This window comes from Actinoplanes campanulatus (assembly GCF_014647795.1).
Lineage (GTDB): Bacteria > Actinomycetota > Actinomycetes > Mycobacteriales > Micromonosporaceae > Actinoplanes > Actinoplanes campanulatus.
On the sequence record NZ_BMPW01000018.1, the window covers coordinates 15348 to 29471 of the forward strand.

General features: G+C 68.9%; 14 protein-coding genes. 10 read left to right on the forward strand and 4 right to left on the reverse strand.

Going from position 1 to position 14124, the window contains the following annotated elements:
• Window position 1: 1 nt before the first annotated feature.
• The gene (locus IEZ13_RS30485; protein ID WP_183224959.1) at window positions 2-718 is read left to right on the forward strand and encodes a ComF family protein; all 717 of its coding nucleotides are present in this window, start codon (window positions 2-4) and stop codon (window positions 716-718) included.
• Between the two features lie 279 nt (window positions 719-997).
• Complete coding sequence (gene hpf / locus IEZ13_RS30490; RefSeq protein WP_183224958.1) at window positions 998-1615, forward strand: ribosome hibernation-promoting factor, HPF/YfiA family; 618 nt, start codon at window positions 998-1000, stop codon at window positions 1613-1615.
• Here the strand turns inward: hpf and IEZ13_RS30495 are convergent.
• The gene (locus IEZ13_RS30495; RefSeq protein WP_229795245.1) at window positions 1604-2545 is read right to left on the reverse strand and encodes a GNAT family N-acetyltransferase; all 942 of its coding nucleotides are present in this window, start codon (window positions 2543-2545) and stop codon (window positions 1604-1606) included. The two genes, hpf and IEZ13_RS30495, sit on opposite strands and share 12 nt — an antisense overlap.
• A gap of 186 nt (window positions 2546-2731) precedes the next feature.
• On the opposite strand from IEZ13_RS30495, the gene secA reads away from it, so the two are divergent.
• A complete protein-coding gene (secA, locus tag IEZ13_RS30500) occupies window positions 2732-5635 on the forward strand; it encodes a preprotein translocase subunit SecA (RefSeq protein ID WP_183224956.1) in 2904 nt (967 codons plus the stop codon).
• Between the two features lie 218 nt (window positions 5636-5853).
• Here the strand turns inward: secA and IEZ13_RS30505 are convergent, their stop codons facing one another.
• Together IEZ13_RS30505 and IEZ13_RS30510 are read right to left on the reverse strand one after the other, a co-directional pair.
• Window positions 5854-6420, reverse strand: a complete 567-nt coding sequence (locus IEZ13_RS30505) for an Rv3235 family protein (RefSeq protein ID WP_229795295.1) — start codon at window positions 6418-6420, stop codon at window positions 5854-5856.
• Between the two features lie 124 nt (window positions 6421-6544).
• On the reverse strand, window positions 6545-6775 hold the full coding sequence (locus IEZ13_RS30510; protein WP_183224955.1) for a helix-turn-helix transcriptional regulator: 231 nt from the start codon (window positions 6773-6775) through the stop codon (window positions 6545-6547).
• A gap of 148 nt (window positions 6776-6923) precedes the next feature.
• On the opposite strand from IEZ13_RS30510, the gene IEZ13_RS30515 reads away from it, so the two are divergent.
• Window positions 6924-7439 (forward strand): DUF6912 family protein, encoded by a 516-nt coding sequence (locus IEZ13_RS30515; RefSeq protein WP_183224954.1) that lies wholly within the window; start codon window positions 6924-6926, stop codon window positions 7437-7439.
• Here IEZ13_RS30515 and IEZ13_RS30520 read toward each other — a convergent pair.
• Window positions 7391-8341, reverse strand: a complete 951-nt coding sequence (locus tag IEZ13_RS30520) for a hypothetical protein (protein ID WP_183224953.1) — start codon at window positions 8339-8341, stop codon at window positions 7391-7393. The genes IEZ13_RS30515 and IEZ13_RS30520 overlap by 49 nt on opposite strands.
• Window positions 8342-8749: 408 nt before the next feature.
• Between IEZ13_RS30520 and IEZ13_RS30525 the strand changes: the two genes are divergently transcribed.
• From IEZ13_RS30525 to smpB, 6 genes are all read left to right on the forward strand, one after another.
• Window positions 8750-9265: a PadR family transcriptional regulator gene (locus tag IEZ13_RS30525; protein WP_183224952.1), complete on the forward strand. Its 516-nt coding sequence runs from the start codon at window positions 8750-8752 to the stop codon at window positions 9263-9265.
• 51 nt (window positions 9266-9316) lie between these two features.
• Window positions 9317-10429 carry a peptide chain release factor 2 gene (prfB, locus tag IEZ13_RS30530; protein ID WP_183224951.1) on the forward strand — a complete coding sequence of 371 codons (1113 nt, stop codon included), beginning with the start codon at window positions 9317-9319 and terminating at the stop codon, window positions 10427-10429.
• A gap of 141 nt (window positions 10430-10570) precedes the next feature.
• Window positions 10571-11251 carry a cell division ATP-binding protein FtsE gene (gene ftsE, locus IEZ13_RS30535; protein WP_183224950.1) on the forward strand — a complete coding sequence of 227 codons (681 nt, stop codon included), beginning with the start codon at window positions 10571-10573 and terminating at the stop codon, window positions 11249-11251.
• Between the two features lie 66 nt (window positions 11252-11317).
• Complete coding sequence (gene ftsX / locus IEZ13_RS30540) at window positions 11318-12193, forward strand: permease-like cell division protein FtsX (RefSeq protein ID WP_183224949.1); 876 nt, start codon at window positions 11318-11320, stop codon at window positions 12191-12193.
• A 106-nt stretch (window positions 12194-12299) separates the two neighbouring features.
• A complete protein-coding gene (locus IEZ13_RS30545; RefSeq protein WP_229795247.1) occupies window positions 12300-13541 on the forward strand; it encodes a M23 family metallopeptidase in 1242 nt (413 codons plus the stop codon).
• 51 nt (window positions 13542-13592) lie between these two features.
• The gene (gene smpB / locus IEZ13_RS30550) at window positions 13593-14069 is read left to right on the forward strand and encodes an SsrA-binding protein SmpB (protein ID WP_183224948.1); all 477 of its coding nucleotides are present in this window, start codon (window positions 13593-13595) and stop codon (window positions 14067-14069) included.
• The last annotated feature ends 55 nt before the right edge of the window (window positions 14070-14124 follow it).

The window sequence follows — 14124 nt, forward strand, 5'->3', positions numbered from 1 at the left end:
CATGCTGCTGGCGGACCTCGCGGATCTGGTGCTGCCGACCGCCTGCGCGGGCTGCGGGGCGGAGCGGGTGCGCCTCACCTGCGGCGTCTGCGGCGGCTGTGTGACCGAACTGGAGGGCCTGCGCCCGCGGGCGGCCGAACCGGTGCCGCCGCCGGCCGGCTTTCCGCCGTGCATGGCGGTCGGGACCTATGCGGGGGCGCTGCGGGGCGCGCTCCTGGCGTACAAGGAGAAGGGCCGGCACCGGCTCGCCCGGCCGCTGGGCACACTGCTGGCCGGCGCGGTGGCCGCGCTCGCGCCCCGCGATCGGCCGGTGGTCCTCGTTCCGGTCCCGTCCACCGCGGCGGCCCGGCGGGAGCGGCACGGCGATCACATGGCCCGGTTGGCCGGCCATGCGGCCCGCCGGTTGCGGTCGGCCGGCTATCTCGTGAACGTGGTGCAGCCGCTGCGTGCCCTGCCGCGCCCTGACTCAACGTCACTGGATGCGCACGAACGGGCGACAGTAGCTGTAAATTCGCTGCGAATGATCCCCCGGATCGGCGTTCTGCGGCGCGACGGCCGTTCGCGAGGCACTCTTGTGGTGGCGGATGACATCGTCACCACAGGGGCCACACTGGCCGCGGTGGCACGCCGGCTTGAGGAGGCGGACATGCAGGTCACAGGTGCCGCGGTGCTCGCAGCGACAGAGTTGCGCACGTTTTCCCCGCGAATTCGGCTGTGATCGGCGTCCGGGTTGCCGATAGAGGCGAATGTCAGCCATCCGGTATCCCGAACGAGGGGTGACTGACGGCCATAGGCAGGTTAGCGTCTAGGTGACGAGGGTAAGTGGATCAACTTACCCGCCACCGGGAGCGCCGAGTCAGGGCTTGTTCGCCGCACCGGAAAGGAGTCGTCTCACTCACGTAGGCCGCGTCGGTTCTCGTCACGCGGCGTCTTCACCGAGCAGCTCGATGCGCCGTGGTTCGGCGCCCGCCAAGCACAACGTTGGGGGAGGTCACGAGTGGACATTGTCGTCAAGGGCCGCAACGTAGAGGTTCCCGACCATTATCGAGAGCATGTCGCCGACAAGCTGAGCAAGGTCGAACGTTACGACCAGAAGCTGATGAGGGCGGACGTGGAGTTGTTCCACGAACGCAATCCGCGACAGTCCGACATCTGCCAGCGGGTCGAGATCACCGTCAGGACGAAGGGGCCGGTGGTCCGCGCCGAGGCGCAGGCACAGGACTTCTACGCTGCCCTGGACTGTGCGATCAACAAGTTGGACGCCCGGCTGCGTCGCTCCGCCGACCGTCGCCGAGTGCATCGCGGACGGCACGCGCCGGTCTCCGTCGCCGCGGCCACCGCGAACCTCCCCACCGATCTGACCGGTGGACGGACCGCCACGCTCACCGAGCCGGAGCTCGACACCGAGCCCTCCGAGCACGAGGACAATCAGCCGTGGCGCATCGTGCGGGAGAAAGAGCACTCGGCTGAGCCGATGACCGTTGACGACGCCCTCTTCCAGATGGAGCTCGTCGGGCACGACTTCTATCTGTTCCACGACAAGGAGAGCGGGCGGCCCAGTGTGGTGTACAGGCGCCGCGGATACGACTACGGCATCCTCAGCCTAGGCATGTGAGGTTCCCGCGCCGGAGGCCTGTGCGAGCAGGTCTCCGGCGAGGAGCACGTACTGCACGTCGTCGAGCCGGCCACCGTCCGGCCCGGGCAGACGCTGCCGCTGGTAGGCCTCGCGCGTGAAGCCGGCCTTCTCCAGCACCCGCTGCGAGCCGATGTTCGTCGGGAGCGCGCCGGCCACGAGACGGACGATGTCGGTCTCGGCGAAGACCCAGAGCGCGAGCAACTGCGCCGCGCGGGTGGTCAAACCCCTTTTCCGGTACGCCGGAAGCGTGCTGTATCCGATCATCGCCTGGGCCAGTGGCGGTTCCTGGTAGTACAGATCGATCTCGCCGGCCGGGAGGCCGGTCGCGGTGTCCACGATGACGAGATCGGCCCGGCTCCCGGTGAGCCACTGCGTGGCGGCCCGTGAGCAGCGCCGGCGGATCTCGTCGGCCGGCTTGGGTTCGGCCGGCACGCTGGTCGCCACCACGTCCGGCACGCTGTGCAGCTCGGTGTAGAAGCCGACGTCGCCCTCGCCGAGCGGGCGCAGCGTGATCACACCGTCGGACAGCTCGCCACCGGGCAGGTCGGGCAGCAGGCGCGGCGCCGGCTCCCCGCTGTCGCTCGCCAGACGGGAGTAGACCAGCAGCTCGGGCGTGCCCCGGCGGATCCCCTCCCGGGTGTAGCCGGCGGCCAGAGCGGCCCGCAGGGCGACCGGGTTGTCCCACGGGATCAGCAACTCCAGCCGCTCCCGGTCGCGCAGGGCGAGCCGGCTCACCTCGCGCAGCGCGGCCGTCGCCACGCCACGCCGCCGGGCCGCCGGCACGACCTCGACGGTCACCCGCTCCCCGGTCAGCGCGACCCGGCCGAGGCGGTCACCGGACCGGGTGCCGACGATCTCGTACGCCCCGTCGCCCACGTCCTCGAGCCGCACTTCGCTGTTCTGATCCACGGGGACATCCTCGTCCGGGACGCGCCCGGGCGCCAAACAGCTTGCAAATGAGTCGGAGGATGCGCTGTCAGCGAACTTCGTGGCGTATTTCGCCCCTTTTGTGAGTTTCACGGGAGGCTCGGGTCACAGGTCCCCGGGGAAGGTGCCTACGATGGTTCAGCAGACTGTCTAGGGGAGCGTTGACCCGTGTCGATATTGGAAAAGATTCTTCGCGCCGGCGAAGGCCGCATGGTGCGACGGCTCAAGGCGATCGCGGAAGCGGTCAACTCGATCGAGGACGACTATGTCGACCTGACCGACGACGAGTTGCGCGAATGCACCCAGCAGTTCAAGGAGCGCTATCAGGAGGGCGAGTCGCTCGACTCGCTGCTTCCCGAGGCCTTCGCGGTGGCCCGGGAGGGCGCCAAACGGGTGCTCGGCCAGCGGGCGTACGACGTCCAGCTCATGGGTGGCGCCGCGCTGCACTTCGGCAACATCCCGGAGATGAAGACCGGTGAGGGCAAGACCCTGACCGGCGTGTTCCCGGCCTACCTCAACGCGTTGAGCGGCCAGGGCGTGCACATCATCACGGTCAACGACTACCTCGCTCAGCGTGACGCCGAGTGGGTCGGCCGGGTGCACGTGTTCCTCGGCCTGACCGTCGGCGTCATCCTGCCGAACCGTCCGTCCGCCGAGCACCGCGCCGCCTACGAGTGCGACATCACGTACGGCACCAACAACGAGTTCGGCTTCGACTACCTGCGCGACAACATGGCGTGGTCGAAGACCGAGCTGGTGCAGCGCGGGCACAACTTCGCGATCGTCGACGAGGTCGACTCCATCCTGATCGACGAGGCCCGGACCCCGCTGATCATCTCCGGCCCGGCCGAGCACTCCGCCCGGTGGTACGGCGAGTTCGCCCAGATCGTCGCGCGCCTCCAGCCGGGCAAGGACGGCGAGGGCGACTACGAGGTCGACCACGCCAAGCGCACCATCGCGATCACCGAGCGCGGCGTCGCCAAGGTCGAGGACCGGATCGGCATCGACAACCTGTACGAGTCGGTGAACACTCCGCTGGTCGGCTACCTGAACAACGCCATCAAGGCCAAGGAGCTGTACAAGCGCGACAAGGACTACATCGTCAGCCCCGACGGCGAGGTCCTGATCGTCGACGAGTTCACCGGCCGCATCCTGCACGGTCGCCGCTACAACGAGGGCATGCACCAGGCCATCGAGGCGAAGGAGGGGGTGGAGGTCAAGCAGGAGAATCAGACCCTGGCGACCGTCACCCTGCAGAACTACTTCCGCCTCTACGAGAAGCTCGGCGGCATGACCGGTACCGCGCAGACCGAGGCCGGCGAGTTCAACAGCGTCTACAAGGTCGGCGTCGTCAGCATCCCGACGCACCGCCCGATGATCCGGATCGACCACCCGGACGTCATCTACAAGACCGAGAAGGCCAAGTTCAACGCGGTCATCGAGGACATCGCCGAGCGGCACGCCACCGGCCAGCCGGTCCTCGTCGGCACCGTCTCGGTGGAGAACTCGGAGATCCTCTCCCAGCTGCTGCGCCGCAAGGGCATCCCGCACAGCGTGCTGAACGCGAAGTTCCACGCCCAGGAGGCGACGATCATCGCCCAGGCCGGCCGGAAGGGCGCGGTCACCGTGGCGACCAACATGGCCGGTCGTGGCACCGACATCCTGCTCGGCGGCAACCCGGACTTCACCGCCGCGGCCGAGCTGCACCAGCGCGGCCTCGACCCGGTGGAGAACCCGGAGGAGTACGCGAAGGCCCTCGAAGAGGTGCTCCCGATCGTCAAGGAGGCCACCGAGCGGGAGGCCGCCGAGGTGCAGGCCGCCGGTGGGCTCTACGTGCTCGGCACCGAGCGCCACGACTCCCGCCGCATCGACAACCAGCTCCGCGGCCGGTCCGGCCGGCAGGGCGACCCGGGTGAGTCCCGGTTCTACCTGTCCCTCCAGGACGACCTGATGAAGCGGTTCCGGGCCGGCGCCGTCGAGGCGGTCATGGAGCGGTTCAACATCCCCGAGGACGTTCCCATCGAGTCGAAGATGGTGAGCAAGCAGATCCGCAACGCGCAGACCCAGATCGAGGCGCAGAACGCGGAGATCCGCAAGAACGTCCTCAAGTACGACGAGGTGATGAACAAGCAGCGGCAGGTCATCTACGCCGAGCGCAAGCGCGTGCTCGACGGCGAGGACATGCACGAGCAGGTCACCCACATGATCGACGACGTGATCGCCGACATCGTCACGGTGGCCACCGCCGACGGCTACGCCGAGGACTGGGACCTGGACCAGCTCTGGACCAACCTCAAGCGGCTCTACCCGGTCACCGTCACCATCGACGACATCGTCGAGGAGTCCGGCGGCGAGAAGGGCTCGATCGACCAGGAGTTCCTGATCGAACAGCTCAAGCAGGACGCGCGGGGCGCCTACAGCTCCCGCGAGGAGGAGCTGGGCGCCGAGGCGCTGCGTGAACTGGAGCGGCAGGTGCTGCTCGCGGTCATCGACCGGAAGTGGCGTGAGCACCTCTACGAGATGGACTACCTCCAGGAGGGCATCAGCCTGCGGGCCTACGCCCAGCGCGACCCCGTGGTGGAGTACCAGCGCGAGGGCTTCGACATGTTCAACCAGATGATGGAGGGCATCAAGGAGGAGGCGGTCGGCTTCGTCTTCAACCTGGAGGTCCAGGTCGAGGAGCAGCCCACCGTCACCATCGACCCGAGCCAGGCATACGAGCTGCCCAAGGGCGGCGAGGAGCCGGAGGGGGACGGCGGTTCCGAGCGGGTCGAGGTGCACGCCAAGGGTCTCGGCGGCTCCAACCGTCCGCAGAACCTCCAGTACACCGCACCGGCCATCGACGGCGAGGCGGGCGCGGGCCGCCCGGTGATCCAGCAGGGGTCGCCGCCGGTCCAGATCGGCCCCGGCGGGTCGCCTGTCCCGGCCAGCCCGGCGCACACCGGCGCCGGCTCGCCGAGCCGGTCCTCGGCCTCCCAGTCGGAGTCGAACGGTCCCTCGCGCAACGCCCCCTGCTACTGCGGCTCGGGCAAGAAGTACAAGCGCTGCCACGGCGGTCCCGGCGCGGCCTGATCCACTCCCGAACGGCCCGCGTGGCCCGGCTCCAGCCGGCCCACGCGGGCCGTTCCGCGTGCCCGCGCGCCTGCGTCTGCCCGTTCCCGCCGCGCCTGCCCGCGTAGCGGTGGGGCTTGGTGAGAGTGACGGAGTGGGTGGGCGCGGGCGGGCATGGGTGAGACCCGGGACGACCGCCGCTTCGGTTGCTGACGGTCGCCCCGGGAGTGTGGGCGGCGTCAGATGATCAGGAGCGTCGTGGCGGCCCAGGTCTGCTGGTGCAGCTCCATCCGGAAGGCGATCGCCCAGGTCCGCTCGCCGGTGACCAGGGTGACCGCGGCCTCGACAGCGCCGGGCCGCGGCTCGCACAGCGTCAACCGCAGCACCGCGACCGGGGCGTGGCGGCGTGGCGGCCGGGTGCGCGGCCTGCCCGCCCGGCGCAGCTCGGCGGCCCGTCGCGCCCCGGCCAGGCCCTTCGCCACCACGTCGGCGGCCTCGGCGGGCAGTGCCATCCGCCGCAGGTGTGCGGCGGGCCGGAACCCATTGAGGACCTCGACGCAGAGGTGCACGAACCGCCGGGCCGCGAGCCGCGCGTCACCGGAGGCTCCGGCCACGGTGGGGGTCGCCGGCGGTGGCCCCAGGGGTGCCCGCTGCGCGTTACCCGGCCACTCCAGAGCCGGTTGCAGGGACGGCGCCCACACCTGGGGCGCGGACTCGTCGTCGAAAGGTGGGTCGGACCGGGGAACCGGGCGCAGCCGAATCGCCGGACGGCTTCCCGTGGGCGCCATCTCGACCGTCGATCGCATCGCCACCGCCAATCCTTGCGTTTGCCTCCGTTTGCCTTCGATGAACTGAAGTCTCGTCCACATGCGTTCGGTCGGTCAACGGTCGGTCATCGATCCGGGAAGAGGCGCAAAAGCCGCTGACCGCTCATTCCGCCTCACGGTCGGCCAGGGGGTTGTCGCGCACCCACACGGCGGTTTCCGCGTACCTCTCCTGGATGTATTTCTCCAGCTGGGAGCGCTCGACGCGCCACTGACCGCGCCCACCGATCTTGATCGCGGGCAGTTCGCCGCTGCGGACCATGTGATAGACCTGCGAGTCCGAGACGTTCAGTTCGGTGGCCACGTCGGACAGCAGCAGGAAGCGGGGCTCCGGCACGGCTCCTCCTTTCGACGGCCTCAGTTTGCCACCGATGGCGTGCGGCGGACCCGGTGCGACCCCGATCCGGAGACTCCTGATGGAATGGGACATGTCCGGGCCGAGATGACGGTGTACTGTGCTCGCCCGACCGCCGAGTGCAGGAGGAATGACGGTGCCGATCACCGACCTGGTCCGGGTTTACGTGCCGGCCACGCTGCCGATGCTCACCGCCCTGCGGGCCGGTGGGCGGCTCGGCGATCAGACGCTGATCGCGCACGCGGTGACGCCCGCGCTGCGGGAGTGGTACGCGGAGGGCGACGAGGAGGAGCTGGAGTACGTCGCCTTCACCCGTGCCGCCCAGGGCGCCCTGCGGCTGCTGCGGCAGGATCCGTCAGCGCCGCGCCGCCGGGTGGTGATCTCGGCCGACGTCCCGGCCGCCGGTCTGACCAGCGAGGACACCGAGCTGGGGTCGAGCACGGTCCGGCTGCCGCAACCGGTGAGCCTGGCCGATCTGGCGAGCATCCACGTCGACGGGACCGAGGCGGTCGAGGCGGTGGCGGCCGCCGCCGAGGTGGTCGACGAGGCGCTGGCCGGTGACTCGGACGCCCAGTTCACCGTCGACGGCGCCGAGGATCACGAGTTGGAGTGGTACGCCGTCTCCGAGCTGGACGAACTGGCCTGAGGCTCCTCGTCGTCGGAGTCGCGGGCCGGGCCGAGGGTCCGGCCGACCGCGAAGATGGCGGTGAGCGCGCCGACGAAGACGACGATGAGCCCGTTGTTGAGCCGGGCCGAGCTGAGCATCTGCTGCACCGTCTGCTCCAGCTCACTGACCTTGCCGGCCAGTTCGAGCACCTCGGCGCCGGCGGTGCGGGCCAGCAGCTCGCCGGTCACCAGCAGCAGCCCGGGGCCGGCGCCGGCCAGCGCGTAGAGCGGCCAGCGCAGCCCGGCGCGGCGGCGGAGCATGAAGTACGCGATGAGGCCGGCGGCCAGACCGCTCAGCGCCGCCTGGCTGTAGGAGAACCACTGTGCCGCCTGCGCCGACGACGCGGTGTCGTCGGCCCCGAAGGCGTCGAGCACCGGGGACTGGAAGAGATTCAGCACGAACCCGACCAGGAAGACGCCGACCGAGCCCGCCCCGGCCGCGGCGATCACCGACGGGATCCGCAGGCCGGCCAGGGCGCCACCGATCGTCGCGGCCGCGGCCACGGTGCCCCCGACGACCGCGTAGATCGTGCCGGCCGTGTTGATCGTGATGATCGGGATGGCGCTGAGCAGCCCGACCACCAGGCCGGTGCCGGTCGCCACGGCGAACCGGGCGGTCGGACCGAGCGGCCGGCGCGCGCTGATCAGGGTGAGCACCAGCAGCGCCACGGCCGAGCCGGCGACCAGGTCGGCGGTGACCGCGCCGGGCAGCGCGTACGCCGTGGAGGTCACCTCCATCGCGGCGTCCGCCCGGCCGGTGATGGTGGCCCGGGCCGACCAGAGCATCGCGCCGGTCCAGGCCAGGGCGGCGGCCGCGAGCAGCGCCACGGTGAGCCGGGATTCCTCGACGGTCTCCGGGGCGGCGGTCTGGCGGTCAGTCATGGGGCTCAGGGTAACCGGCGAAGCTGCACACACCCGATCGGCCGTCGGTGAGGTGCGACGATGGCAATCTGCTCCGGTGGGTGCCCCCTCGGGACCATCAAAGAGACGTTCGACTCGCCGACCCGAGCCCACAGACCCGCTTCAGGGTGATGAATAAGGCGGTTGGATCGGATTGTCTGGTTTCGCGCGGCAGAATCCGCCTTTTTGCCGGAATTCTGCCCGCAACGCGCCGTCTGACCGTTTGGGTGCACCATATTACCTGGTCAACGCGTATTTGGAGCCGAAATCGCCAGGACCGCTCACTCGTTGTCGGACTGTCTGTGCGGGACAGTCGTTTGTGGAGGCGCAAACTGGACGGATCAGGCTAAATCCTGGACGGGGGCGCGACAAAGTGGCAGCTTAGAAGGCATGCCCGACTTCCAAATCAATCCGACGGCGGCTGCCCTCCTCGGCCTCCTCCACGAGGGGGCGATGACCGGCGGTCAGCTGATGGCGGCTGCCGAACGCCGCCTCGGGCCCTACTGGTCGATGACGCGCAGCCAGGTCTACCGCGAATTGCCCGTACTGGCTGAAATGGGGTACGTCCGCCTCGGTAAGCCGGGTCCCCGATCCAGTCAGCCCTACGCCATCACCGCCTCCGGCAAGCGCGCCTTCAGTAGGTGGCTCGCCGAGAGTCCGGGCCGGGACGCGCTGCGCAACCCGGTCGCTCTGCGGGTCGCCTTCGGTCAGCAGCACTCCGGCGACCAGTTGCAGGAGCTCTACACGTCCGCGAACCAGTACCACGCCGAGGCCATGGCGATGGCGAAGGAGCAGGCCAAGGAGGCGAAGAAGAACGGCGACCAGTACGGCGCGGCCGCCCTGGAGTTCGCGGTCGCCTACCACAAGGCCGCGCTCACCTGGCTCAAAGCCGTCCCGACCGAATGAACGGACCCGCCCCGGCCAGCATTCTGGCCGGGCGGCGTAGTCTTGAGTGTCGTGACCGCTGCCGACTTTCCCGAGCAACTGAAGGCCCTCGACGCGACCCTGCGCAACATCGAGAACGTCCTGGACGTCGACAAGTTGCGCCGGGACAAGGCGGACCTCGAGGAGCAGGCCTCCGCGCCGGACCTCTGGGACGACCAGGCCCGTGCTCAGGAGGTGAACAGCCGCCTGGCGTACATCTCGGGTGAGCTCTCCAAGCTGGAGCGCCTGCGTTCCCGTCTCGACGACGCCGGGGTGCTGCTGGAGCTGGCCGAGGCCGAGGGCGACGCCGACTCGATCGCCGAGGTGGGCGTCGAGGTCGCCACCCTCGGCAAGTCGATCGAGGAGATGGAGGTCCGCACCCTGCTCTCCGGTGAGTACGACGCCCGTGAAGCCGTGGTGGCGATCCGGGCCGGCGCCGGCGGGGTGGACGCGGCCGACTTCGCCGAGATGCTGATGCGGATGTACCTGCGCTGGGCGGAACGGCACGGCTACCCCACCGAGGTCTACGACACGTCGTACGCCGAGGAGGCCGGCCTCAAGTCGGCCACCTTCGCCGTCAAGGTGCCGTATGCCTACGGCACCCTGGGCGTCGAGTCCGGCACCCACCGCCTGGTGCGGATCAGCCCGTTCGACAACCAGGGCCGCCGGCAGACCAGCTTCGCCAGCGTCGAGGTGATGCCGGTGGTCGAGCAGACCGAGTTCGTCGACATCCCGGAGAACGAGATCCGGGTCGACGTGTACCGGTCCTCCGGCCCCGGCGGGCAGAGCGTCAACACGACCGACTCGGCGGTCCGGCTGACCCACATCCCCACCGGCATCGTGGCCTCCTGTCAGAACGAGAAGTCGCAGCTGCAGAACAAGGCGGCCGCGATGCGCGTTCTCCAGGCCCGGCTGCTGGAGCGGAAGCGCCAGGAGGAGGAGGCCAAGATGGCCGGCCTGAAGCTGGACACCACCGGATCATGGGGCGACCAGATGCGTTCGTACGTTCTGCACCCGTACCAGATGGTGAAAGATCTGCGCACCGAGTTCGAGACCGGCAACCCTTCGTCGGTCTTCGACGGCGATGTGGACGGCTTCATCGAGGCAGGCATCCGTTGGCGGAAGCAGAACCAGCTCGCCTCATAGGCTGATCCGTGACCGTGCGCAACCTGACCTGAACGCTGGGTCAGGCCGGGTTGCGCCCGTTCCCGGTGTTACCGCAGCTCGTGAATATTCCCGACCCCGGTGGGGTTGGCGATTTCGTTACACCGCGTAGACTCCAGTCCCGTGATTCTGCTCGAGAACGTGACGAAGACGTACCCAAAGGCGTCTCGGCCGTCGTTGGACAATGTCAGCGTCGGGATCGAGAAGGGTGAGTTCGTCTTCTTCATCGGCCCCTCCGGTTCCGGTAAGTCGACGATCATCAAGCTGCTGCTGCACGAGGTCTCCCCGACCCGTGGCAAGGTGGTGGTGAATCAGAAGGACGTGACCACTCTGCGGTCCTGGAAGGTTCCCCACTTCCGCCGCTCGATCGGCTGCGTGTTCCAGGACTTCCGGCTGCTGCCCAACCGCACGGCGTACGAGAATGTCGCCTTCGCCCTTGAGGTGATCGGCAAGACCAAGGCCGTCGCCCGGCGCGTCGTGCCCGAGGTCCTGGAGCTGGTCGGCCTCGGCGGCAAGGAGCACCGGTACCCGCATGAGCTCTCCGGTGGTGAGCAGCAGCGTGTCGCGGTGGCCCGTGCCTTCGTGAACCGTCCGCTGATCCTGCTGGCCGACGAGCCCACGGGTAACCTCGACCCGGACACCTCGATCGAGATCATGCGTCTGCTGGACCGGATCAACCGGACCGGTACGACCGTCGTGATGGTCACGCACGACTCCAACATCGTCAACCAGATGCGCCGCCGCGTCATCGAGATCGAGAGCGGACGGATCGTCCGGGACCAGGCGCGCGGTGTTTACGGGTAGGCCTTGCTCCGCCCACGTACGGAAAGCTGAAGCAGTGACACGCGGAGTCCTGGAAGGATCCCCCCGATGCGCGTGAAGTACATCCTCAACGAGGTCCTGGTGGGCCTGTGGCGGAACGTCACGATGACGATCGCCATGATCATCACCATGTCGGTCTCGTTGACCATGCTGGGCGCCAGCGTGCTGCTGTATATGCAGGTCGACCAGATGAAGGAGTATTACTACGGCAACATCGAGGTCTCGATCTTCCTGACCGACGACGTTACCGAGCCTCAGAAGCTGGCGATCGACGAGGCCATCGACAGCAGCTCGCTGGTGATCTCCAAGACCTACGAGAGCAAGGAAGACGCTCTCAAGCGGTTCCAGAAGCTCTGGGCCGACACGCCCGACTTCGTGAACGCGGTCGGCTCGAACAGCCTGCCGGAGTCGTACCGGGTCAAGCTGAGCAACCCGGAGAAGTACGCCGAGTTCGCCAAGGCGGTCGAGGGCAAGCCCGGCATCCGGCAGATCATCGACCAGCGCGAGTTGCTCGACAAGGTCTTCAAGGTCTTCAACTCGATCCAGGTGATGGCGCTGGTGGTGGCCGGCTTCATGGCGGTCGCGGCGCTCCTGCTGGTGGGTAACACCATTCAGGTGGCGGCGTACAGCAAGCGGCGCGAGGTCGCGGTCATGAAACTGGTCGGCGCGTCGAACTGGTTCATCCAGTCGCCGTTCGTGCTGGAGGCGGTGGTCGCCGGCTTGATCGGCTCGATCCTCGGCTTCGTGGCGCTCTTCGTCAGCAAGATCATCGTGCTGGACACCAAGCTTCAGGCGCTGGCCACGATCCTCACGCCGATCCCCAACGGCAACGTGTGGCTGATGCTGCCGCTGCTGGCCGGCGTCGCCTCGCTGTTCAGTGCGGTCACCGCCTGGGTGACGCTGCGCTTCTACCTCAAGGTCTGACGCCGCACAAGTACGTGTAAGTCCCGATGGCCGCAACCCTGTCCAGGGTTGCGGCCATCGGGCGATTTGGGGCTTTGCGGATGATTAGTCGGGGTAGCGTGGCGCCGTGGGGTATTGCCGACCTGATCGCCTGATCGCCGCCTGCCTCTGCCTCTTCGCCCTGTTCGGGTTCATGCTGGCGGTGCCGGTGCCCGCTGCGGCCGATCCGGCCGACGACGCGGCCCGCGCCGTCCGGCGTGCCGAGGCGCTCCTGGAGAGCGCCGGCGCCCATGCCCGGACCGCCGCGAGCAGCCTGGCCCGCGCCACCGCCGCCCTGTCGGCCGCTCAGCAACGGGTGGCCACCGCGCGCGGCGTGGTGATCGCGACCCGGGTCGAGGCGGACACCGCCCGGCGGCAGGCCGACACCGCCCGGGCCGGTCATCAGCGGGTCGCCGACGAGTACACGGCCGCCGCCGGCCGGGTCGACGCCGCCCGGGAACGGGTCGAGGAGATCGCCCGCGTCAGCTACATGGGCAGCACCTTCAACCGGCTCAACCTGCTCGCCGAGGCGACCGGGCCGCAGGATCTGATGGACCGCCTCGGACTGGTCGAACACCTCATGCACCAGGAGCAGGGCGAGGTCCGTACGCTCACCGTGGCCCGCCGGACCGCCCGGATCGCGCAGGACCGGGCCGGCGCCGCGAAGCGGACCGCCGAGGCCGCCGAGGCCGCCGCCGCCGACCGGCTCCGGGCGGCGCGGAGCGCGCAGGCCTCCGCACTCCGCGCCCAGCAGGAAGTCAACGAGCTGGTGCTGGCCCGGCGGACCGCGCTGCGCGCCGCCGAGACACAACGCGCTGGAGTGCTGGCCCAGTACCGGGCCGCGGTGCGCGCCGAGAACCGGGTCCGCGCCGCCATGCGCGGCTGGGAGAACCGGTCCGGCGTCGGCAGCCGCTATTCCGGCGGCCGCCTGCTGATGCCCGTCCACGGCTGGAAGAGCAGCGACTACGGCAACCGTTACGACCCCTACTACCGGGTGTGGCAACTGCATGCCGGCGCCGACTTCGCGGCCGGCTCGGGCAGCCCGATCCGGGCCGCCGCGTCCGGACGGGTGATCCAGGCGGGTTGGAACGGCGGCTACGGCCGGTACACGTGCATCAACCATGGACGGATGAACGGGCACGGGTTCACCACGTGCTACGCACATCAGTCCAAAATCTATGTCTCGGTCGGCGAGTACGTCCGTCGTGGCGAGATCATCGGCCGGGTGGGCAGCACCGGCGCCTCCACCGGGGCGCACCTGCACTTCGAGACGCGATTCGGTGGCGCGCCCCGCAATCCGCTCTATTACCTGCCCGGCTGCCTGTGCTGAAGCCCGGGTACTCTTTCCGTTCGGGTTCACACAAACGGGAGGTCCGCGGTCATGCCACGCGAACAGGGCCGCAAGCTCGTCGCCTCCAACCGCAAGGCGTATCACGACTACACCATCCTGGACACCTACGAGGCCGGCATGGTCCTCACCGGCACCGAGGTGAAATCGCTGCGCGCCGGGCGCGCCTCGCTGGTCGACGCGTTCGGCCACGAGCGGGAGGGTGAGATCTACCTGCACGGCATGCACATCCCGGAGTACACGCAGGGCACCTGGACCAACCACGAGCCCCGGCGCCCCCGCAAGCTGCTGCTGCACCGCGAAGAGATCCACAAGATGCTGGGAAAGATGCGCGACGACGGCGTCACCCTGGTGCCACTCGCGGTCTATTTCCACAACGGGTACGCGAAAGTCGAACTCGGGGTGGCGAAGGGCAAGAAGAGCTACGACAAGCGTCAGGACATGGCCAGCCGGGACGCCCAGCGGGAGATCAACCGGGCGATGGGCCGCCGTGCGAAGGGCATGGACTGACGGGGTATTCTGCCCGGCCCGGCCTATTGATCATCCACCGCTGATCATCACCTGC